Source organism: Pseudooceanicola marinus (genome assembly GCF_020177265.1).
Lineage (GTDB): Bacteria > Pseudomonadota > Alphaproteobacteria > Rhodobacterales > Rhodobacteraceae > Pseudooceanicola > Pseudooceanicola marinus_A.
In genome coordinates this window covers 178,540-200,443 of sequence record NZ_JAIVMC010000005.1, presented here as the reverse complement: position 1 = coordinate 200,443, position 21,904 = coordinate 178,540, and the positions used below count along the sequence as shown (strand labels likewise).

The 21,904-nt window shown below is 65.1% G+C and carries 21 protein-coding genes; 7 read left to right on the top strand and 14 right to left on the bottom strand.

The annotated features are described in order from the left end of the window. Positions 1 to 408 precede the first annotated feature (408 nt). Both LC066_RS10030 and LC066_RS10025 read left to right on the top strand, forming a co-directional pair. A complete protein-coding gene (locus tag LC066_RS10030; RefSeq protein ID WP_224898417.1) occupies positions 409 to 615 on the top strand; it encodes a cold-shock protein in 207 nt (68 codons plus the stop codon). A gap of 153 nt (positions 616 to 768) precedes the next feature. Beyond that, entirely contained in the window at positions 769 to 1,365 is a 597-nt protein-coding gene (locus LC066_RS10025; protein ID WP_224898415.1) for a class I SAM-dependent methyltransferase, read from the top strand. 28 nt (positions 1,366 to 1,393) lie between these two features. On the opposite strand, the gene LC066_RS10020 is transcribed toward LC066_RS10025, so the two are convergent. The 5 genes from LC066_RS10020 to LC066_RS10000 all read right to left on the bottom strand — a co-directional run bounded on the left by LC066_RS10020 (position 1,394) and on the right by LC066_RS10000 (position 6,824). Further along, positions 1,394 to 2,107, bottom strand: coding sequence for a sulfotransferase (locus LC066_RS10020; RefSeq protein ID WP_224898413.1), 714 nt, complete (start codon positions 2,105 to 2,107; stop codon positions 1,394 to 1,396). Continuing rightward, the gene (locus LC066_RS10015) at positions 2,104 to 3,021 is read right to left on the bottom strand and encodes a D-amino acid aminotransferase (protein ID WP_222475801.1); all 918 of its coding nucleotides are present in this window, start codon (positions 3,019 to 3,021) and stop codon (positions 2,104 to 2,106) included. Before LC066_RS10015 ends, LC066_RS10020 begins: the two co-directional genes overlap by 4 nt. 150 nt (positions 3,022 to 3,171) lie before the next feature. Continuing rightward, complete coding sequence (locus LC066_RS10010; RefSeq protein ID WP_222475799.1) at positions 3,172 to 3,582, bottom strand: hypothetical protein; 411 nt, start codon at positions 3,580 to 3,582, stop codon at positions 3,172 to 3,174. A 133-nt stretch (positions 3,583 to 3,715) separates the two neighbouring features. Beyond that, positions 3,716 to 4,567, bottom strand: coding sequence for a ribokinase (locus LC066_RS10005; RefSeq protein ID WP_224898411.1), 852 nt, complete (start codon positions 4,565 to 4,567; stop codon positions 3,716 to 3,718). Position 4,568: 1 nt separating this feature from the next. Next, positions 4,569 to 6,824, bottom strand: coding sequence for an NADP-dependent malic enzyme (locus LC066_RS10000; RefSeq protein WP_224898409.1), 2,256 nt, complete (start codon positions 6,822 to 6,824; stop codon positions 4,569 to 4,571). Positions 6,825 to 6,947: 123 nt separating this feature from the next. Here LC066_RS10000 and mutS point away from each other — a divergent pair, with 123 nt between their 5' ends. Next, positions 6,948 to 9,605, top strand: a complete 2,658-nt coding sequence (gene mutS, locus LC066_RS09995; protein ID WP_224898407.1) for a DNA mismatch repair protein MutS — start codon at positions 6,948 to 6,950, stop codon at positions 9,603 to 9,605. Between the two features lie 166 nt (positions 9,606 to 9,771). Here the strand turns inward: mutS and LC066_RS09990 are convergent, their stop codons facing one another. Then, complete coding sequence (locus LC066_RS09990) at positions 9,772 to 10,329, bottom strand: nucleotide exchange factor GrpE (protein WP_085889551.1); 558 nt, start codon at positions 10,327 to 10,329, stop codon at positions 9,772 to 9,774. Between the two features lie 18 nt (positions 10,330 to 10,347). After that, positions 10,348 to 11,403 (bottom strand): heat-inducible transcriptional repressor HrcA, encoded by a 1,056-nt coding sequence (hrcA, locus tag LC066_RS09985; protein ID WP_085889550.1) that lies wholly within the window; start codon positions 11,401 to 11,403, stop codon positions 10,348 to 10,350. A 111-nt stretch (positions 11,404 to 11,514) separates the two neighbouring features. Between hrcA and rph the strand changes: the two genes are divergently transcribed. From rph to LC066_RS09965, 4 genes are read left to right on the top strand one after another with little or no spacing between them, the layout of a single operon-like run. Further along, on the top strand, positions 11,515 to 12,231 hold the full coding sequence (rph, locus tag LC066_RS09980) for a ribonuclease PH (RefSeq protein WP_224898405.1): 717 nt from the start codon (positions 11,515 to 11,517) through the stop codon (positions 12,229 to 12,231). Continuing rightward, entirely contained in the window at positions 12,224 to 12,829 is a 606-nt protein-coding gene (gene rdgB, locus LC066_RS09975) for an RdgB/HAM1 family non-canonical purine NTP pyrophosphatase (RefSeq protein WP_224898404.1), read from the top strand. Before rph ends, rdgB begins: the two co-directional genes overlap by 8 nt. Beyond that, entirely contained in the window at positions 12,795 to 13,988 is a 1,194-nt protein-coding gene (gene hemW / locus LC066_RS09970) for a radical SAM family heme chaperone HemW (RefSeq protein WP_224898402.1), read from the top strand. The genes rdgB and hemW overlap by 35 nt, the downstream gene beginning before the upstream one ends. A 3-nt stretch (positions 13,989 to 13,991) precedes the next feature. Then, the gene (locus tag LC066_RS09965) at positions 13,992 to 14,342 is read left to right on the top strand and encodes a YbaN family protein (protein ID WP_224898400.1); all 351 of its coding nucleotides are present in this window, start codon (positions 13,992 to 13,994) and stop codon (positions 14,340 to 14,342) included. 10 nt (positions 14,343 to 14,352) lie between these two features. Here the strand turns inward: LC066_RS09965 and LC066_RS09960 are convergent, their stop codons facing one another. From LC066_RS09960 to hemJ, 7 genes are all read right to left on the bottom strand, one after another. Continuing rightward, positions 14,353 to 15,261, bottom strand: coding sequence for a ParB/RepB/Spo0J family partition protein (locus tag LC066_RS09960; RefSeq protein ID WP_224898398.1), 909 nt, complete (start codon positions 15,259 to 15,261; stop codon positions 14,353 to 14,355). 17 nt (positions 15,262 to 15,278) lie between these two features. Next, positions 15,279 to 16,088 carry a ParA family protein gene (locus tag LC066_RS09955; RefSeq protein WP_224898397.1) on the bottom strand — a complete coding sequence of 270 codons (810 nt, stop codon included), beginning with the start codon at positions 16,086 to 16,088 and terminating at the stop codon, positions 15,279 to 15,281. Continuing rightward, positions 16,081 to 16,701, bottom strand: coding sequence for a 16S rRNA (guanine(527)-N(7))-methyltransferase RsmG (gene rsmG / locus LC066_RS09950; protein ID WP_412103236.1), 621 nt, complete (start codon positions 16,699 to 16,701; stop codon positions 16,081 to 16,083). The genes LC066_RS09955 and rsmG overlap by 8 nt, the downstream gene beginning before the upstream one ends. Beyond that, a complete protein-coding gene (mnmG, locus tag LC066_RS09945; RefSeq protein ID WP_224898393.1) occupies positions 16,692 to 18,569 on the bottom strand; it encodes a tRNA uridine-5-carboxymethylaminomethyl(34) synthesis enzyme MnmG in 1,878 nt (625 codons plus the stop codon). Before mnmG ends, rsmG begins: the two co-directional genes overlap by 10 nt. Before the next feature lie 5 nt (positions 18,570 to 18,574). Continuing rightward, positions 18,575 to 19,855: a tRNA uridine-5-carboxymethylaminomethyl(34) synthesis GTPase MnmE gene (gene mnmE / locus LC066_RS09940; RefSeq protein ID WP_224898391.1), complete on the bottom strand. Its 1,281-nt coding sequence runs from the start codon at positions 19,853 to 19,855 to the stop codon at positions 18,575 to 18,577. 19 nt (positions 19,856 to 19,874) lie between these two features. Further along, positions 19,875 to 21,146: a transcription termination factor Rho gene (gene rho, locus LC066_RS09935; RefSeq protein WP_224898390.1), complete on the bottom strand. Its 1,272-nt coding sequence runs from the start codon at positions 21,144 to 21,146 to the stop codon at positions 19,875 to 19,877. Positions 21,147 to 21,271: 125 nt separating this feature from the next. Beyond that, positions 21,272 to 21,718, bottom strand: coding sequence for a protoporphyrinogen oxidase HemJ (gene hemJ, locus LC066_RS09930; protein WP_224898388.1), 447 nt, complete (start codon positions 21,716 to 21,718; stop codon positions 21,272 to 21,274). Positions 21,719 to 21,904 lie beyond the last annotated feature (186 nt).

The following is a 21,904-nucleotide window of genomic DNA, read 5'->3' as shown; positions in this document are numbered from 1 at the left end:
TGGATGCGCATATTGTTGTCCTGCCTGTCACCGCAAGTAGCCCTAGAGCTGGTTACTCGCCGAGGGCAGCGCCGACCCGGGGTGGCGCTGCAGCGCCGCCCATGGGGCGGGTCGGCGCTGCCCGGCGGTGCCGCCGGGCGGGACTCCAAGCCCGGCGTGGGCACTGAAGGCACACAACGCTTCGGGCACTCCGACACATCCCACCCCGTTCACGATAAACTCGAAGTGCCCGCACGCCGTCTCAACTATCCCTTGTACGACTCACCCAAGCGGCGTAGGGGTTGGGAGCTTACGTTTTTCTTTTTCGACAGCTGTCTCCTCTAAACCGGCGCTCAGTCTTTCTCGATCCAGACCGACCACGCCACGCTGCCGCATCCTGCGGGCAGGTTTATTGAAGGAGACCACGATATGGCCAATGGCGTCGTGAAATGGTTCAACACCACTAAAGGCTTCGGCTTCATCGCACCGGAATCCGGCGGCAAGGACATCTTTGTCCACATCTCCGCCGTCGAACGCGCCGGTCTGACCGGCCTGGCCGACAACCAGCAAGTGACCTTCGACGTGGAAGCCGGCCGTGACGGCCGCGAATCCGCATCGAACATCGCCCTGGCCTGAGCCACAGCGATCTTCACGATCCGAAACGCGGTGCCTCCGGGCGCCGCGTTTTGCGTTCCAGGGGTCCGCGCATGCGGCTCCGCGACACCGCGTCCCTCTTGCCGCCCGCGTTTCACGTGACACATTCACGGCAAGCGACAGGAGATCCCCCCGATGAACTGGAACGATCGTTTCGACACCCCCGATTACGTCTACGGCACCTCGCCCTCCCAGGTGCTGCGCACCCACACCGGCCTGCTGGTGCCCGGGCAGACGGCCCTGTCCATTGCAGATGGCGAGGGGCGCAATTCCGTCTTCATGGCCGAGCGTGGCATGAAGGTGACCGCCTTCGACGGCGCCCCCAAGGCGGTGGAAAAGGCGCGCAAGCTGGCCGAGGACTGGCACGTGGAGGTCGAGACCTCCGTCGCCGACATCCTCGACTACGACTGGGACGCGCAGCAATACGATCTGGTCGTCGGGATCTTCTTCCAGTTCCTCACCCCCGACGACCGGGCGCAGGTCTTCGACGGGATGATCCGCGCCACCAAGCACGGCGGCACGATCCTGGTGCATGGCTACACGGTGGACCAGCTGGAGCATGGCACCGGCGGCCCCCGCGTCGCCGAGCAACTTTATACCGAGGCCATGCTGCGCGAGGCCTTCTCGGGCTGCGAGATCGTCGAGCTGACCAGCTACGAGAAGGTGCTGGAAGAGGGCGCGGGCCATTCCGGCCCCTCCGCCCTGGTGGACATGGTGGCGCGGCGGCACTGAGGCCCCGCGCCTTGGGATCAGGCCGAGATCAGGGGCGCAACCGGCAGGCCGCCAGCGCCTGATAGGCGGGCAGCGCGGCCTCGGCCAGTGCGGCCATCTCCCCCGTCAGCGCCGGCATTTCCCCCTCGGCCCCCGCAAACCCGGTGGAGCCGTGAACGGCATTGTACCAATGCGCGGCCCAGACCCCGTCATGGGGTTTCGGGCCCGCCTCCCAGGACAGCATCGCCGGATCCCAGTCCAGCCCCAGCCGGTCGCAGAGCGCGCGCAGCATCCCCTCGGGGTCGGCGCGGATGTCGTGGCTGTCGATGACCACCGGATCGTGGCCCTCCATCAGCACCTGCTCGAACAGCTCCGCCTGCTGGACGAAGCCGATCTCCGACAGCTCCGGGTTGTCGTACTTGACCGAGAAACTGGCCACGACACGGGCCGGATGGCGGATCAGGAAGACATGCCGCATGTCCCCGAACCAGTCGCGCGGGATCTGCGGGATCATGTGTTGGGCCATATGCTTGTGATAGGCGTGCGGCGTGGCATCGGGGGCGGTCAGCGTGGCGATGACCTCCGCCGGGTCCTGCGGTTGCGCCGCCAGGATCTCCGCCTGCATCGGGTGCACGCGGCCTGTCAGCGCCAGGTAGGCGGCGTAGAAGGGTTCATCCACGGCGGAGAAATCTTCCCGGTTTCCAAAGGCATACATCATCGCGGTGGAGATGTTGCGGGGGCCGGACCAGCAGGCGACCTTCATCGCGATGCCTCCCGCGCCACCAGATCCTTGTAAAGCGCGCGGATGCGTTCGGTGACCGGCCCCAGCTCTCCGGTGCCGATCTGCCGCCCGTCGATGTCCCCGACGGGCGTCTGGGCGCCGAAGGTGCCGGTCAGGAAGGCCTCGTCGGCGCCATAGGTATCAACCAGGGAGAAGTTGCGCTCGAACACCGGGATGCCCTCGGCGCGGCAGACGTCGATCACCTTCTGCCGGGTGATCCCGTTCATGCAGTAGTCCCCCGTGGAGGTCCAAACCTCGCCCTTGCGGACGATGAAGAAATTGCAGGAATTGGTGGTGTTCACGAAGCCATGCACGTCCAGCATCAGCCCCTCGTCGGCACCGGCCTTCTCGGCGGCGATGCAGGCCAGGATGCAGTTCAGCTTGGAATGGGAATTCAGCTTGGGATCCTGGGTCATCGGCAGACCGCGCAGATGCGGCACGGTGGCCAGGCGGATCGGGCGGCCGAGGACCGGCTTGGAATGTTCCATGATGATCGCGACCGTCGGCCCCGACCGCGACAGCGAGGGGTGCTGGAAGGGGCGGTCCTTCACGCCGCGGGTGACCATCAGCCGGGCATGGGCGTCGGTCTCCATGCCGTTGGCGGCGCGCAGCTCTTCCAGCGCCACCTCGATCTCTCCCTTGGACAGGCCGATATCCAGGTCGATGGCCAGGGCCGCCTCGAACAGACGGTCCAGGTGTTCGTCCAGGAAGGCCCAGCGGCCATCGTAGAGGCGCAGCCCCTCCCAGATGCCATCTCCCAGCATGAAGCCGCTGTCGTAGATCGACACGACGGCCTCGGCCTTGCCGACGATCTTGCCGTTCAGCCAGAACTTCAGGTCGTCGTTGCGGGCGTCATGTTCCGCGTCATGGGCGGTCTGTTCCCGGGTATCGCTCATCGTCACCTCCGTCTTTGGGCGACGCTAGGAGGCTGGCGCCGGAAAGCCAATCGGCGGACCCGGAAAATCCGGATCCGCCGATCAAACTGGCCGAATTTCGCGGCCCCGATGGCAAGAGGGGAGCAAAGGCTCCCCTCCGCCGGCATCCGATCACTCTGCGGTGATCACCGACATCACCAGGTCACCACCGGGCTTGATCGGGCCGTCCTCGGTCGCGCCCAGGGTGTATTCGAACATGCCGGTGGTCATGCCACCCTCTTCGGAGTGGACCATCAGCATCAGCATGTCGCCGGGCATCACGTCTTCCTGCAGGATGGCGGCCACATCCATGGTTTCGCCGGCGCGCAGGGGCGCATAGCCGACGACCGGGCCGGGGGCCATTTCGGCATCGGTACGGTGCACGACCATCCAGCCGTTTTCCGGGGCCACGACCTTGGTGGCGCTGACCACGCCGTTGGACACGTCCTGGTCCATGGCTTCGACCATGGGGGCCATGTGATCGTCGGCGAGGGCGGCGGAGGCAACGAGGCTGAGGCCGGCGGCTGCGATAAGGGTCTTCATGTCATATCTCCCATTGTGATGTCAGGACCGTCCCCGTTTGGGGTCGGTTGCCTTGAATCACGGGAGAAACCGGGGGGAGTTTCAGAAAAGGACGCCGAAGCGCATCACGAGACATGACAGGACCGTGATCGGATCACAGGTCGTCGCGTTTGGGGATCACGTCGGCGGTGCCCATCCGGGTGACCATCACGGCGGCGGCGCGCTGTGCCAGCTCGATCGCCTCGGCCATCGCCAGCCCCTGTTCCAGCCCGGCCACCAGGTAGCCGGTGAAGGTGTCCCCGGCGCCGGTGGTATCCACGGGCCGGACCTTGGGCGCCTCGAAACTGCGGTCGCCGTCGGCGCCGATCCAGCGCGCGCCCTTGGCCCCCAGGGTGATCACCACGTCGCGCACGGGCAGCGCCTCGGGCGCCAGGCCGGTGGCCGCCTGCAGCTGCTCCGCCTCCACCTGGTTCATTACCAGCAGGTCCAAGAGCTCCAGCAGGGGTGCCACGGCCTCGGCATCGAAGGGCGCGGCGGCATGGGCGAGCGGCAGGCCCCGCGCCTTGGCGGCCTGAGCGAAATCAAGCAGGCCGTTGGTCTCGTTCTGGAACAGGGCCCAGTCGCCCTCCTCCGCCTCGGACAGGATCTCGTCAAAGCCCATGATGTCGATGCGCCGGTTGGTGCCGGGCAGGATGATGATGCGGTTCTCCCCCTCGTCATCCAGCTCGATCACCGCCTGGCCCGAGGGGCCCGGCATCTCGGCCAGGTGGGTGACCGACACGCCGTAGCCGGCCAGCCGGTCCTTCATCCAGCCGCCATCCTCGCCCACGGCGCCGATATGTTCCACGTGGGACCCGGCGCGCGTGGCGGCCACCGACATGTTGGCTCCCTTGCCGCCCAGCCCGCGGGAAAAATCCGTGGCCGCCAGGGTTTCCCCCGGCGCCGGCAGATGCGGCACCCGGAACACCAGGTCCGCGTTGACCGAGCCGAGGGTCCAGATGGTCATCTCACTTCACCTTGCAGGCGGCCATGACGGCCATGTTGAGGATGTCGTTCACGGTGGACCCGGTCGAGCAGAGCTGCACCGGCTTGTCGACGCCGGACAGGATCGGGCCGATGACGGTGGCGCCGGCCATTTCCTGCATCAGCTTGACCGAGATCGAGGCCGAGTGCCGCGCGGGCACCACCAGGATGTTGGCATTGTCGGTCAGCCGGGCGAAGGGGTAATGCGCGCGGGCGCGGGCGTTCAGCGCCACGTCCACGGTCATCTCGCCCTCGAACTCGAAATCGACCCCGCGCTTTTCCAGCACCTTGGGCGCCAGATGCATCTTCTCGGCGCGTTCGGACACCGGGTAGCCGAAGGTGGAGAAGCTGACGAAGGCCACGCGCGGCTCCAGCCCCAGATCGCGCGCAACCTCGGCGCTGCGCTCGGCGATGTCGGCCAGGTCGTTCTCATCCGGCCATTCCTGCACCAGCGTATCGGCGATCAGCACGATCCGCCCGTTCATCAGCACGGCGGTGGTGCCCACGGCGCCGTCCTTGGGGCCCGCGTCGAAGACGTGGTTGATCAGCTCCATCACATGGGCGGACTTGCGCGTCGCGCCGGTGATCATCGCGTCGCCATGGCCATGTGCCAGCATCAGCGCCGCGAAAACATGGCGATCGCGCGCCGCCAGGCGGTGCACGTCCTGCTGGTCCATCCCCTTGCGCTGCAGGCGGCTGTAGAGGAAGTCCTTGTATTCCCCCAGGTATTCGGTGTTGGCGGCGTTCACCACCTTCAACTCGTCCACCGCGTCGCCCAGGCCCGCGGCCTCCAGCTTGGCCTTCACGTCGGCCTCGCGGCCCACGACGATGGCCTCACCCAGCGAGGAGCGTTGATAGGCCACGGCGGCGCGCAGCACGCGGGGGTCGTCACCCTCGGCGAAGATCATCCGCGCCTGGGCGTTCTTGGCCCGCGCATGCAGCGCCCGCAGGATCGAGGCGGTCGGGTCCAGACGCGCCTTCAGCGTCTGTTCATAGCCATCCATGTCGACGATGGGCCGCCGCGCGGCGCCGGTTTCCATGCCGGCCTGGGCCACGGCGGGCGGGATCATGTAGATCAGCCGCGGGTCGAAGGGCGTCGGGATGATGTAGTCGCGCCCGAAGGACAGCGCCCGGCCATAGGCCATGGCGACCTCGTCCGGCACGTCCTCGCGCGCCAGCTTGGCCAGGGCCTCGGCGCAGGCGATCTTCATCTCGTCGTTGATCGCGCGGGCGTGGATGTCCAGCGCGCCGCGGAACAGATAGGGGAAGCCCAGGACGTTGTTCACCTGGTTGGGGTAGTCCGACCGGCCGGTGGCGACGATCACGTCCTCGCGGACCTCGTGCACCTCTTCCGGCGTCACCTCCGGGTCGGGGTTGGCCATGGCGAAGATGACGGCGTTCGGCGCCATGCTCTTCACCATGTCCTGCGTCACGGCGCCCTTCACCGACACGCCCAGGAAGACATCGGCGCCATCCATCGCCTCGGCCAGGGTGCGGGCATCGGTGGTCGCGGCATGGGCCGACTTCCACTGGTTCATGCCTTCCTTGCGGCCCTGGTAGATCACGCCCTTGGTGTCGCACATGATGCAGTTGTCATGGCGCGCGCCCATGGCCTTCAGCAGTTCCAGGCAGGCGATACCGGCGGCCCCTGCCCCGTTCAGCACGATCTTGCAGTCCTCGATCGCCTTGCCCGAGATATGCAGCGCGTTGATCAGGCCCGCGGCACAGATCACGGCGGTGCCGTGCTGGTCGTCGTGGAAGACGGGAATGTCGCAGTCTTCCTTCAGGCGCTGTTCGATGATGAAACACTCGGGCGCCTTGATGTCTTCGAGATTGATCCCCCCGAAGGTCGGTGCCATCAGCTTCACCGCCTTGATGATTTCCTCCGGGTCCTCGGTGTCCAGCTCGATGTCGATCGAGTTCACGTCGGCAAAGCGTTTGAACAGGACCGACTTGCCCTCCATCACCGGCTTCGAGGCCAGCGCGCCCAGGTTGCCCAGGCCCAGCACGGCGGTACCGTTGCTGACCACCGCCACCAGGTTGCCCTTGTTGGTGTAGTCATAGGCGGTTTCCGGCGTCTGGGCGATTTCCTCGCAGGGCACGGCAACGCCCGGGGAATAGGCCAGGGACAGGTCCCGCTGGGTGGTCATCGGCACGGTGGCCTTGATCTCGAACTTGCCAGGGCTGGGTTCGAGGTGAAACGCCAGCGCGTCTTCGCGGCTGATCCGGCTCTTGGACATGATGCACTCCCTTCAAGGCTCTCGCGTCTTACACGAAGCGCGCCCCGCCTGCCAACTCTCGCCGCTTTCGCCTTTCGTCACCGGGCGCGCGATTGTAGATTGCCCGAAAGACCCGGGGGCCCCATGAACACGTCTGCCAACGTCACGCCGATGATGGCGCAATACCTTGAAATCAAGGAACAATATCAGCACGCCCTGCTGTTCTACCGCATGGGCGACTTCTACGAGATGTTCTTTGCCGATGCCGAAGCCGCCGCAGCGGCGCTGGACATAGCCCTGACCAAGCGGGGCAAGCACCTGGGTGAGGACATCGCCATGTGCGGCGTGCCCGTGCATGCGGCGGAAAACTACCTGCTGACGCTGATCCGCAAGGGGTTCCGCGTGGCCGTCTGCGAACAGATGGAAGACCCGGCCGAGGCGAAGAAGCGCGGCTCGAAATCCGTGGTGCGCCGCGACGTGGTGCGCCTGGTGACCCCCGGCACCCTGACCGAGGACAGCCTGCTGGAGGCGCGGCGCCACAACTTCCTCGCAGCATTCGCAACCGTACGGGGCGAAAGCGCCCTGGCCTGGGTCGACATCTCGACCGGCGCGTTTCACGTGATGCCCATGGCAGCGGTGAAGCTGGGGCCGGAACTGGCCCGGCTGACGCCCTCCGAGTTGCTGGTCAGCGAGGCCGAGGAGGCCGAGTTGCGCCCGCTGGTCGAGGAATTCGGCATTTCCCTCACGCCCCTGTCGCGCGGCAGCTTCGACAGCGCCGGCGCCCAGACGCGGCTGACGGATCTGTTCAAGGTGGGCACGCTGGAAAGCTTCGGCAGCTTCTCGCGGCCGGAGGTGTCGGCCATGGGCGCCGTGGTCGATTACCTGGAGATCACCCAGAAGGGCAAACTGCCCCTGCTGCGCCCGCCGAACCGCGAGGCGCTGGACGGCAACGTGCAGATCGACGCGGCCACCCGCCGCAACCTGGAAATCACCCATTCCATGACCGGCGCGCGGGCCGGCTCGCTGCTGTCGTCCATCGACCGCACGGTCACCGCCGTGGGCGCCCGCCTGCTGGAACGGCGCCTCGCCTCGCCCTCCCGCGCGCTGCCGGTCATCACCGGGCGGCTGGACGCGGTGGATTTCGCCGTGGATCACACCCGCCTGTCGTCGGACCTGCGCGACGCCCTGCGCAAGGTCCCTGACCTGGACCGTGCCCTGTCGCGCCTGTCGCTGGACCGCGGCGGCCCCCGGGACCTGGCGGCGATCCGCAACGCGCTTGGCCAGGCCGAGGTGCTGTCGGCCCGGCTGTCGGACGCGCAGCTGCCACAGCTTCTGTCCGAGGCCGCACGCGGCCTGTCGGGGCTGGAAGAGCTGCTGGCGCTTCTGGACGTGGCCCTGGTGGCCGAGCCGCCCCTGCTGGCCCGTGACGGCGGCTTCATCGCGCCGGGATATGATCAGGAGCTGGACGAGGTGCGCCGGCTGCGCGACGAAGGCCGCGGCGTGATCGCGGGCATGCAAAGCCAGTACGCCGAGGACACCGGCATCTCCTCGCTGAAGATCAAGCATAACAACGTGTTGGGCTATTTCGTCGAGGTGACGGCGACCCACGCCGACAAGATGTTGAACCCACCTCATTCCGAGACGTTCAAGCATCGCCAGACCACGGCCAACCAGGTGCGGTTCACCACGCCCGAGCTGACCTCGCTGGAAACCCGCATCCTGAACGCCGCCGGCCAGGCCCAGGCGATCGAGACGCGGCTTTATGGCCAGTTGCGCCAGGCGATCCTCGACAAGGCGCCGGAGATCACCCGCCTCAGCCAGTCGGTGGCGGAGTTCGACCTGGCCACGGCGCTGGCCGACCTCAGCCGCGCCGAGGACTGGGTGCGCCCCCGCGTCGACATGTCCCGCACGCTGGAGATCGAGGGCGGCCGTCACCCGGTGGTGGAACAGGCCCTGCGCCGTGAAGGGGCACCCTTCATCGCCAACGACTGCCTGCTGTCGCCCGATGGCGAGGACGCGTCGATCTGGTTGCTGACCGGCCCCAACATGGCCGGTAAATCGACCTTCCTGCGGCAGAACGCACTGATCGCCCTTCTGGCCCAGATGGGCAGCCACGTGCCCGCCACCACGGCCCACGTGGGTCTGGTCAGCCAGATCTTCAGTCGTGTGGGCGCCTCCGACGACCTCGCGCGGGGCCGCTCGACCTTCATGGTGGAGATGGTGGAAACGGCGGCGATCCTGAACCAGGCCGATGACCGCGCGCTGGTGATCCTCGATGAAATCGGGCGTGGCACGGCCACCTACGACGGGCTGTCGATCGCCTGGGCGACGATGGAACACCTGCACGAGGTGAACCGCACCCGGGCGCTTTTCGCGACCCACTACCACGAGATGACCGAGCTTTCGAAACGCCTGTCGGGAGTGGAAAACGCCACCGTCACGGTGCGCGAACACGAGGGCGAGGTGATCTTCCTGCACGAGGTGCGCATGGGGGCCGCCGACCGCAGCTACGGGGTTCAGGTGGCAAAACTGGCCGGCCTGCCCGAGAGCGTCGTGGCCCGCGCGCGCGAGGTTCTGGCCTCGCTCGAAGACAACGCGCGCAAGGGCGGCAGCCCCAAGGCGGTGATCGACGACCTGCCCCTCTTCGCCGCCGCGCCCCCACCGGCGCCCGCGGCCAGCGCGAAGATCCCGGAGGGGCTGCAGGCCCTGGGTGAGCTGGTCGAGGGCATGAACCCCGACGACCTGACCCCGCGCGAGGCGCTGGAGATGCTCTATCGGCTGAAGGACACTGCGCGGGGATAGATCCTGTCAAAGGGGGGCTCTGCCCCCGCCTTCGGCTCCCCCGGAGTATTTTCAGCCATTGTATGGCAAAAGGGCGCGCCACCGATCCCGGAGACGCGCCCTTTCTCTATTTGTTGGCGGGAAATATCCCCACCGGAGGCCATCGGCCAAGGGCCGATACCCGCGATCAGCCGGTGAAGCTGGACACGCCCACCTGAGCGGGGCGCAACAGGCGGTCATGCAGCATGAAGCCCTCGGCCGAAACCTGGATGATCTCGCCGGCCTTGGTGCCAGGCACCGGGGCCTCGAACATCGCCTCGTGTTCGTTGGGATCGAACTTGTCGCCCACTTCCGGCGCGATCGGCTCGATGCCGTGCTTGCGGAAGGTGTTCAGCAGCTCCCGCATCGTCAGCTCCAGCCCTTCGATCAGGGCGGCGTTTTCCTCGGTCTTTTCGCCTGCGGCCTCGACGGCGCGCTTCAGGTTGTCGTAGACCGGCAGGATGTCCCGCGACAGCTTTGCGCCGCCGTAGTTCTCCGCCTCGCGACGCTGCTTGTCGGCGCGCTTGCGGGCGTTCTCCGCATCCGCCAGGGCGCGCATCCACTTGTCCTTCAGCTCATCCCGCTCGGCTTTCAGCGCGTCGACCTCCGCCGCGTCATCGTCGATCTCTTCCACTTCGACCTCATAGGTCTCGGCTTCGGCCTCATCGATGTCGTCCAGGAAATTCTCGTCCTTCGGCTCTGCCATGTCTCACCTCATCTCGGCCTATCGCCGGTCCGTCAGCATCCGCCCGACCAGCTGCGCCGTGTAATCCACAATCGGAACGATGCGCCCGTAGTTGAGCCGCGTGGGCCCGATCACACCGACCGCACCGATGATCTTCCGGTCAGCGTTCATATAAGGAGAGACCACCAGAGAGGAACCCGAAAGTGAGAAAAGTTTGTTCTCCGACCCGATAAAAATGCGCACACCGTCGCCATCCTCGGTCAGTTCCAGGAACTCGGCAATGTCCCGCTTGCGTTCAAGATCGTCAAAGAGGACGCGGATGCGATCCAGGTCCTCTTCCTGGCTGTCCAGCAGGTTGGCCCGGCCGCGCACGATCAGCCGTTCATGGAAATCACCCTCGTCCTCCCAGACCGCCACGCCGCTTTCCACCAGCGCCCGGGCCAGCCCGTCGATCTGTTGACGGCGGGCGTCTATTTCACGTGAAACAGCCGACCGCGCCTCGCTCAAGGTCTTGCCCTCCAGCACGGCGTTGAGGAAATTCGCCGCCTCCCGCATCGAGCTGGGCGTTTGCCCCGGCGGTGGGGTGAACAGCCGGTTTTCCACGTGGCCGTCGGCGGTGACCAGCACCACCAGCGCCCGTTCAGGCCCCAGCGACACGAACTCGATATGCTTGATCGGTGCCTCGTGTTTCGGGGTCAGCACCAGGCTGGCGCCATGGGTCGCGAGGCTGAGCGCGGAGCCGATCCGGTCCATCATCGTGCCCACATCGCCGCCGTTGCCGATGGTGGCGTCGATCTTCTCGCGCTCGGTCGCGTCCAGATCGCCCACTTCCAGCAGGCCGTCGACGAACATGCGCAGCCCCTGCTGCGTCGGCACGCGGCCGGCGCTGACATGGGGGCTGCCCAGCAGGCCCATGAATTCCAGGTCCTGCATCACGTTGCGGATGGTGGCCGCCGAGACCTTCTCGTTCATCACACGGGTCAGGCTGCGCGACCCCACGGGTTCGCCGGTGTCCAGATAGCCCTCGACCACGCGGCGAAAGACCTCGCGCGAGCGGTCGTTCAGATCCTCAAGGGTCGAAGTTCTCTCGGCCATTCTCGTCTCGTCTGCCCTGATCGTCATTAAAGAGAGGCCCCCGGAAAGGTCAACGGGGTTGCCTTCGCACGCCGCCCCTGCCTATCACGGCCCGAAGAAAGAGGGGAATTCATGCGACCGTCTGGAAGAGATTTAAGCGAAATGCGCCCGGTTTCAATCGAGACCGGGGTCACGAAACACGCCGAAGGGTCCTGCCTGATCAAGGTGGGTGACACCCATGTGATGTGCACGGCCACCATCGAACCCCGCGTGCCTCCCTTCATCAAGGGGTCCGGCCTGGGCTGGGTCACGGCGGAATACGGCATGCTGCCCCGCTCCACCACCTCGCGCATGCGACGCGAGGCGGCCATGGGCAAGCAAGGCGGAAGAACCGTTGAAATTCAACGCCTTATTGGTCGATCCCTGCGGGCTGGCGTTGATCGTGTTGCCCTGGGCGAACGTCAGATCACCATCGACTGCGACGTGATCCAGGCCGATGGCGGCACCCGCTGCGCCTCGATCACCGGGGGCTGGGTGGCGCTGAAGCTGGCGGTCAACAAGCTGATGAAGGCCGGCGACGTGATCAGCGATCCGCTGACCGATCCGGTCGCCGCCGTCAGCTGCGGCATCTATGCCGGCCAGCCGGTTCTGGACCTCGACTACCCCGAGGACAGCGAGGCCGGCGTCGACGGCAACTTCATCATGACCGGCTCGAAGAAGCTGATCGAGGTGCAGATGTCGGCCGAGGGCAGCGTGTTTTCGCGCGACCAGATGAACCAGCTGATGGACCTCGCCGAAAAGGGCGTGGAAGAGTTGGCGGAGATCCAGAAGGCGGCCGTGAATGCGTAAGTTCGACGGAAAGCAGCTGGTCCTGGCCAGCCACAACAAGGGCAAGCTGCGCGAGATCGCAGAGCTGCTGGCGCCCTACGGGATCGAGGTCAGCTCTGCCGCCGATCACGGGCTGGAAGAGCCGGTGGAGGATCAGGACACCTTCGTCGGCAACGCCCGCATCAAGGCCCATTACGCCGCCAAGGCAACCGGCCTGCCCGCCCTGTCGGACGACAGCGGGATCACCGTGGATGGTCTGGACGGTGCCCCGGGCGTCTATACCGCCGACTGGGCCGAAACGCCCAATGGGCGCGACTTCCCCATGGCGATGAAGAAGACCTGGGACCTGCTGGAAGAGCGCAATGCGCCCTACCCCCGCACTGCGGCCTTCAACTGTACCTTCTGCCTGGCCTGGCCCGATGGCCATGACGAGATCTTCGCCGGGATCTGCAAGGGTCGCGTCGAATGGCCGATGCGCGGGACCGAGGGCCACGGGTATGACCCGATCTTCGTCCCCGAGGGATACGACATCACCTTCGGCGAGATGGACGCCGCAGAGAAGAACCGCATCAGCCACCGCGCCGATGCCTTTGCAAAACTCAAGGCCTGCTTTGAGTAACGCGGATCAGGATTGGCAGAACGCGGGCTTCGGGATCTACATCCACTGGCCTTTCTGCCAATCCAAATGCCCCTACTGCGACTTCAACTCCCACGTCTGGAGCAACGTCGACCAGGATCGGTGGCTGAAGCCCTACATCAGCGAGCTGGAACGCTACGCGGCCCTCACACCGGGCCGTGTGGTGCAATCGGTGTTCTTCGGCGGCGGCACCCCCTCGCTGATGGAACCCGCCACCGTAGAGGGCATCCTGAACGCCATACGGCGGCTTTGGCCCCAGGCCAATGACACCGAAGTCACGCTGGAGGCCAACCCGACCTCCGTCGATGCGGGGCGTTTCGCGGGCTATGCCATGGCCGGGGTGAACCGTGTGTCCATGGGCTTTCAGGCGATGAACGACGAGGACCTGCGCCGGCTGGGCCGGTTGCACAGCGTCGACGAGGCGCTGCGCGCCTTCGACATCGCCCGCAACCAGTTCGAGCGGGTCAGCTTCGACCTGATCTATGCCCGGCAGAACCAAACCCTCTCCGCCTGGGAGGCGGAGCTGGACCGCGCCCTGTCACTGGCCATCGACCATCTGTCGCTCTACCAGCTGACGATCGAGGACGGCACGGCCTTCGGCGACCGGTACAAGCGTGGCGGGCTGCGTGGCCTGCCGGAGGAAGACCTGGCCGCCGATATGTGGGAGCTGACCCAGGAGGTCACCGCCGCCCACGGGTTCGAGAACTACGAAGTGTCAAACCACGCCCGCGACGGCGCGCGGTCGCGGCACAACGTCCTCTACTGGCGCTACGGCGATTACATCGGCGTCGGCCCCGGCGCCCATGGCCGGGTGACGCTGGACGGGCACCGCCATGCCACCGAGCAGCCGCGCGCCCCCGGCAAGTGGTTGCAGATGGCCGAGGCCGGAAATGCCGACAGCCTGGTGGACTCCTTAACTGGACAGGAACAGGCCGAGGAATATCTTCTGATGGGTCTTCGGTTGCGCGAAGGGATCTCTCTGGACCGGTTCGAGAAATTGAGCTCAGCGCCGCTCAACGGGTCCCAGGTCGAGGAGATGCGCGAGAGAGACCTGGTAAAAGTCGAAAACGGTCGAATTTTCGTTACGGATCAAGGACGTATGCTTCTGAACGCGGTCATAAACAAACTGCTGGATTCGTAGGAAATGCGGGTCATTTGGCTGATTTCCGGGCTTCTGGCCATGGGTCTCGGCCTCGTGGGGGTTGTGCTGCCCCTTTTGCCCACCGTGCCCTTCATGTTGCTGGCGACCTTCTGTTTCGCCCGCTCGTCGGACCGACTGCACGCCTGGCTGACGCAACACCCGACTTTCGGCCCCTCCATCGCCGACTGGCACGAACGCGGCGCCATCTCTCTGAAAGCAAAACGCCTCGCCACCGTGATGGTGGGAGGCGTTTTTCTTCTGTCTGTCCTGATGGGCCTGCGCCCGGCGATCCTGCTGATCCAGGGGCTGACCCTGACCTGCGTGATGATCTTCCTCTGGACGCGGCCCAGCTAGGCCAGGCCGATCAGTTGCCGCTGCCGAGGATCTGCACGATGTCGTCCAGCGCCTCCAGCGAGGGGTAGCTGATGGTGATCTTGCCGGACTCCTGCCCCGCCACATGGTCGATCTGCACCTTGTAGCCAAGCGCGGCGGACAGATCCGCCTCCAGCGCCTTGGTGTCCGCGTCCTTGTCGCCCAGGCTTTTCGGGGCGCTGCGGGTGACTTTCGGCTTGTCGTTGGCCTTCGGCTTCTTCGCCAGGGCCTCGGTGGCGCGCACCGACAGCCCTTCGGAGACGACTTTCTTGGCCAGCGTCACCGGATCGTCAGAGGTAATCAGCGCCCGTGCATGGCCGGCGGACAGCTTGCCCTCTTCCAGGTACTCGCGCACCTCGTCCGGCAGTTGCAGCAGACGCATCAGGTTGGCGATATGCGAGCGGCTCTTGCCGAGCGCCTGGGCCAGCTTTTCCTGGGTATGGCCGAACTTCTCCATCAGCTGCCGGAAACCGGCCGCCTCTTCGATGGGGTTCAGGTCAGCGCGCTGAATGTTCTCGATGATCGCGACCTCAAGAACCTCGGTATCGTCGAAATCGCGCACGATGACAGGCAGTTCGTGCAGCTTGGCCCGCTGCGAGGCGCGCCAGCGACGTTCGCCTGCGACGATCTCGAACTTGCCGTCGTCACCGGGTTTCGGCCGCACGATCAGGGGCTGGATGACGCCCTTTTCCTTGATCGAGGCTGTCAGCTCGTCCAGGTGATCCTCGGTGAAGGTCCGGCGTGGCTGATCGGGGTTCGGCACCACGTTCTCGATCGGCACCATCATGTCCGGACGGCGGACGCTGGTGCCGCTGGTGGTCGTGGTGGCCGGCTGTTCGTTCACATCGGCCATCAGGGCGGACAGCCCCCGGCCCAGACCCCGGCTCTTTTTCTTTTCCATTCTGCTCTCCACTCGCCTCAGGCGGCGACGCTTTCGTGTTTTTGCAACAGCTCGGAGGCCAGCGCGCGATAGGCCGCGGCCCCTTTCGACATGGTGTCGAACTCCAGCACCGGGACCGAGAAGGACGGCGCTTCGGACACCCGGACGTTGCGCGGGATGATCGTGCGGAACACCAGATCGCCCAGGTTCTCGCGCGCGTCTTCCTCCACCTGCTGGCTGAGATTGTTGCGGCTGTCGTACATCGTCAGCACGATGCCCTCGATCCGCAGATCGGGATTGGCCGACTGGCGCACCTCCCGGATCGTCAGCATCAGCTGCGACAGGCCTTCCAGGGCGAAGAACTCGCTCTGCAGAGGCACCAGCACCGAATGCGCGGCGACCATGGCGTTCACCGTCAGCAGGTTCAGCGAGGGCGGACAATCGATCAGGATGTAATCGTAGTTCAGGTCGTTCATCGCCGGCTGACGCAGGGCATCATGCAGCAGGAAGGACCTTTTTTCATTCGCAATCAGCTCAATATCCGCAGACGACAGGTCGACGGTGGCCGGGACGATGTCCAGGTTCTGCACGTCGCTCTGCATGATGATCTGGTCAAGCTGCGCATCGTCCAGCATCAATTCGTAACTGGTATAGGTGCGGTCATCGGGCTCGACACCCAACCCGGTAGAGGCGTTGCCCTGCGGATCGATGTCGATCAGGAGAACCCGCTGCCCCTGCTCCGCCAGCGCGGCACCGAGGTTGATCGCGGTCGTGGTCTTCCCCACCCCGCCTTTCTGGTTGGCGATGGCGACGATGCGGGGACCATGCGCCGAAAGCAGGTCAGACACGTTCGATTCCTCCGATTTTCAGGATCACAGCCTCGGGTTCGGTTGTACTCGGCACGGCCTCGCAGGAAAAGCGCCAATGGGCCTCCGCCGCGCGAACTTCCTCGCGCCAGCGTACCCCCTTCTGGAAAAGCGCCGTTCCGCCGGCGGCCAGATGCCGCTCGGCAAAGCCCAGAAGCCCGTCCAACTGCGTCAGCGCCCTGGCAGAGAGCACATCGGCGCCCTGAGCGGGGGCGGATTCGATGCGTTTGGCCAGAATATCCACCTTCAGCCCGCATTCCCGCGCCACCGAACGCAGGAAAGCGCACTTCCTCTGGTCCGATTCGATCAAGGTGAAGCGTGCCTGCGGCTGCCGTTCTGCCGCCAGGATCGCCACGACAAGGCCGGGAAAGCCCCCGCCACTGCCAATATCGACCCATTTTTCATAGCTTTTGGGCGCCAGATCGGCCACCTGGATCGAATCCAGCAGGTGCCGGGTCCACAGCTCCGGGATCGTGGACTTGGCCACCAGGTTGATCTTCGGATTCCAGCGCGTCAGCAGATCCGCGTAGGTGTCGAGCCGCTGCAATGTTTCACGTGAAACATTGGCGGCGATAATGTCCCTGCTCACGCCGATTTTTCCCGCTTGTCCCGGTTCAGACGCGACAGGATCAGCGCCAGCGCCGCCGGCGTCATGCCCTCGATCCGACCCGCTTGGGCCAGGTTCGACGGACGGATGCGCACCAGTTTCGATTTCAGTTCGTTCGACAGCCCATCGAGCCGATCATAGTCGAAATCACCGGGAATCCCGCGCGCCTCGTCCTTCTGCAGCGCCTGGGCATCATTCTGCTGGCGCTGGATGTAGGTGGCGTAGAGGGCGTCGCGCCGCAGTTGTTCCTGCGTTTCCTGATCCAGATCGGCCAGCTCTGGCGCCAGGGGCACTAGATCTGCGACCGTCGTCTCAGGAAAGGCCAACACCTGGTAGAGCGTACGCTGCTTGCCGTCTTCACCGACGCGAATACCGGCGCCGTTCAGCTGTTTCGGCGTCACCACGGTATTATCCAGAACGTCGCGCCCTGCCCCGATGCGGCCCATCTTCGCCTCGAAAGCCGCACGACGCGCCTCGCCGACGAACCCGGCCTCGACGCCCTTGGGGGTCAACCGCTGGTCGGCGTTGTCGGCCCGCAGCGACAGACGATATTCGGCGCGCGAGGTGAACATGCGGTAGGGTTCCGAGACGCCGCGCGTCGTCAGATCGTCGATCATAACGCCGATATAGCTGTCGGACCGGCTAAACAACACAGGATCTTGTGCCAGCGCCTCTTTCGCGGCGTTCACGCCGGCGACCAGGCCCTGGGCCGCGGCCTCTTCATAGCCCGTGGTGCCGTTGATCTGCCCCGCCAGATACAGACCCGGCAGGTCGCGCAGCGACAGCCGCGTGTCCAGGGCGCGGGGATCGACATAATCGTATTCGATGGCATAGCCCGGCTGCAGGATTTCGACGTTCTCCAGCCCCTTCATCGAGCGGACATAGGCGTGCTGCACCTCCTCGGGAAGGGAGGTGGAGATCCCGTTGGGATAGACCGTATCGTCATCAAGCCCCTCGGGCTCCAGGAAGACCTGGTGGCTGTCCTTGTCGGCAAACCGCACCACCTTGTCCTCGATCGAAGGGCAATAGCGCGGCCCCACCCCGTCGATGTGCCCGCCATACATGGCCGAGCGTTCGAGGTTCTCGCGGATGATCTCATGCGTGGCGGCGTTGGTGTGGGTGATGCCACAGGCGACCTGGCGCAGGTTCACACCCTTGGACAGGAAGGAAAACAGCACCGGATCCTCGTCGCCCGGCTGATCCTCCAGCACGCTCCAGTCGATCGTCTTGCCGTTCAGCCGCGGCGGCGTACCGGTCTTCAGGCGGCCAAGCGGAAGATCGAGCGCCCGCAGGCGGTCGCCCAGGCGATCCGCGGCGCTGTCGCCCATGCGGCCACCGCCATAGCTGACGTCGCCGATGTGAATGAGACCCTTCAGGAAGGTGCCAGTGGTGAGAACCACGGCGCCGGCCGCGATCACGGACCCGTCGCCGAGCACGACACCGGCAACCCGCTCGCCCTCCATGCGGAAATCGGTCACCTCGCCTTCCAGCACCGTCAGCCCGGGGGTATTCGTCATTTCCCGCAGCATTTCAGTACGATAGACGGCGCGATCCGCCTGGGCGCGCGGGCCCTGCACAGCAGGCCCCTTACGACGATTCAGCAGGCGAAACTGGATACCGGCCAGATCGGCGACGCGGCCCATGACCCCGTCCAGCGCGTCAATCTCGCGCACCAGGTGGCCTTTGCCCAGGCCCCCGATGGCCGGGTTGCAGGACATGACGCCGATGCCCGACAGCTTCAGCGTGACCAGCGCGGTGCGGGCGCCAGCCCGGGCGGCGGCGGCAGCAGCGTCGCAACCGGCGTGCCCGCCGCCCACAACCACAACATCGAAATTAGAATGTTTCACGTGAAACATCTCCCTCACTTACCGATGCAGAAAGACGTGAAGATCTCGCCCAGCAGGGTTTCGACATCCACGATGCCTACCAGAGAATCCAGCGCCCTGATAGCGGAGCGCAGCTCTTCGGCGATCAGGTCTTCGCTATAGGCGGGATCACGCAGCATGGTGCGGGCCTGAGCCAGATCGTCCAGAGCGCGCAAGATCGCGATGCGGTGGCGTTCGCGGGTCGCGGTGGCCACGAGCGCGCTACGCTGGCTGAAAACATCGGTCAGCCGGGAGACAAGACGGTCGATCCCCTGCCCCGTCGCACCGCTGATTCCCTCCGGATCGCCGGTCAGATCCGCCTTTCCCTGCAGGAGGATGTCATCCTCGCGCAGATCGATTCGCGGATTCTCACCCGGTTCCAGCAGGTAGATCCGCAGGTCGGCATCCTCGGCCCGGGCCTTTGCCCGCGCAACACCGATGGATTCGACCTCATCCTCGGTCTCGCGCAGCCCGGCGGTGTCCAGCAAGGTCACCGGCAGACCGTTCAGGTCCATCCGAACCTCGATCACGTCCCGGGTCGTGCCGGCGACGGCAGAGGTAATGGCTGCCTCGCGCCCGGCCAGCGCGTTCAGAAGTGTGGATTTCCCGGCATTCGGCGCCCCAAGGATGGCAACCTCGAACCCCTGGCGCACCCGTTCGGCCACCGCGGCACCGCGTGCCTGGGTTTCCAGCGAGGCCGCGACCCCGTCCAACAGCTCATGCACCTCGGGGCGAACGTCGACGGGCACGTCTTCATCGGCAAAGTCGATCACCGCTTCCAGCAGCGCGGCGGCGCGGATCAGATCGCGGCGCCAGCCCTGCACCACCTCGCCCAGCTTGCCGGAAAAGACCCGCTGCGCCTGGCGCCGCTGCGCCTCGGTTTCCGAATCGATCAGATCTGCCAGGCCTTCGACTTGGGCCAGGTCCATCTTGCCGTTTTCCAGCGCCCGGCGGGTGAACTCCCCCGCCTCGGCCATGCGCGCGCCCTCCACCTCGGACAGCATCCGCAGGACGGAGGTCACGATAGCGGGCGAGCCGTGCAGATGCAGCTCCACCACGTCTTCGCCGGTGAAACTGGCGGGACCGGGAAAGGCCAGGATCAGCGCCTGGTCAACCACATCCTCGCCGTCGCGCAACAGACGCAGAGCGGCGGCGCGCGGTTCCGGCGTCGTCAGGCCAAAACGCGACAGGGCCGGGAAAGCTCCCGGCCCAGAAATCCTGATGACGGAGACGCCAGCCCGGCCGGGGGCCGAGGCGAGCGCGAAAATCGTGTCCATCTCACCCTCTCGTGGTGGATCAGGTGTTCATCGAGTCGAAGAATTCCGAGTTGGTCTTCGTCTGCTTCAGCTTGGAAATCAGGAACTCGATGGCGTCGGTCGTGCCCATCGGGTTCAGGATGCGGCGCAGGACGAAGGTCTTCTGCAGATCGGCCTTGTCGACCAGCAGGTCCTCCTTCCGCGTACCGGACTTGAGGATGTCCATCGCCGGGTAGACCCGCTTGTCCGCGATCTTGCGATCCAGGACGATTTCCGAGTTACCGGTGCCCTTGAATTCTTCGAAGATCACCTCGTCCATGCGCGAGCCGGTGTCGATCAGCGCGGTGGCGATGATGGTCAGCGAGCCGCCCTCTTCGATGTTCCGCGCCGCGCCGAAGAAGCGTTTGGGCCGCTGCAGGGCGTTTGCGTCGACACCACCGGTCAGAACCTTGCCCGAAGACGGGACGACAGTGTTGAAGGCACGACCAAGTCTTGTGATCGAATCGAGAAGGATCACAACATCTCGTTTATGCTCGACCAGGCGCTTGGCCTTTTCGATAACCATCTCGGAGACGGCAACGTGGCGCGTGGCGGGTTCGTCGAAGGTGGAGGAGATGACCTCGCCCTTCACGTTCCGCTGCATGTCGGTGACTTCCTCGGGGCGTTCGTCGATCAACAGGACGATCAGATAGCACTCGGGATGGTTCGTTTCGATGCTGTGCGCGATATTCTGCAGCAGCACGGTCTTACCCGTGCGCGGCGGTGCCACGATCAGCGACCGCTGGCCCTTCCCGATCGGCACCACCAGGTCGATGATCCGCGCCGAGCGGTCCTTGATGGTGGGATCCTCGATTTCCATCTTCAGCCGCTCATCCGGGTAGAGCGGCGTCAGGTTGTCGAAGGCGATCTTGTGGCGGGCCTTTTCGGGTGCCTCGAAGTTGATCCGGGTGACCGAGGTCAGTGCGAAGTAGCGTTCGTTGTCGTCGGGCTGCTTCATCAGCCCTTCGACGGTATCACCGGTGCGCAGCGAATGCTGGCGGATCATGTCGGGCGAGACGTAGATGTCATCGGGACCCGGCAGGTAGTTCGCCTCGGGCGAGCGCAGGAAGCCGAAGCCGTCCTGCAGGACCTCCAGCACGCCATCACCGCCGACCGTCCATTCGTCGTCGGCCAGTTCGCGCAGGATCTGGAACATCATTTCGCCCTTGCGCATGGTCGAGGCGTTCTCGATTTCGAGTTCCTCGGCCATGGCCAGCAGATCCTTCGGGCTCTTCGCCTTCAGATCGGACAGGTTCAGATGGTTCTCGGTCATGGAAAAAAGGTCCTTCGTCCGGCCCGAAGGGGCACGCGGATCGGGTATATGCATGGAAGATCGACTCGCCCGGACGGGCGGCTTGGCGCTTCAGATAGGCGCTTCGCCTTTCTGAGTCAATAAAATCAGAACTTCACGACGACGGAAGCGACGATGATGATCATCAGAAGCGTCGGAACCTCGTTCATCATCCGGTAGGTCCGGCCGGTCCGCGTGTTGTCGCCGCGCACGAAATCTTTCCGGCGCAGGCCCAGCCAGTGATGGAACCAGGTCATTGCCAGCACCGAGATCGCCTTCAGCCAGGGCCAGACATCGCCCCAGTAGACGATCCCGGGGGTGAAGACGAGGGCGAGGCCGAAAACCCAGGTCGCGATCATCGCCGGGTTCATGATTCCGCGCAGAAGACGGCGTTCCATGGTCTGGAACAGCTGGTCCGTCGTCTCATCCAGATCCTGTTCGGTGTGATAGACGAAGAGACGGGGCAAATAGAAGATCCCGGCCATCCAGGAAATCACCGAGATGATGTGCAGGAACTTTGTCCACGGGTAGGCCAGGGCGAGGAAATCGAGCATGGGGAACTCCGGTCAGTCTCTCTCCCCCTAATAAATAAGAAAGAAAAAAAGAAGTTGTTGTTTGTTGTAGTCTGACCCCTGCCCTGTGGATCCTTTCTTTCCGCACAGGTTTATCCACAGGGGGATAAGTCTGGGGGGAATCGTTAGCGAATCGAGGAGAAGTTTTCGCGAGATTCTGAAAATTCC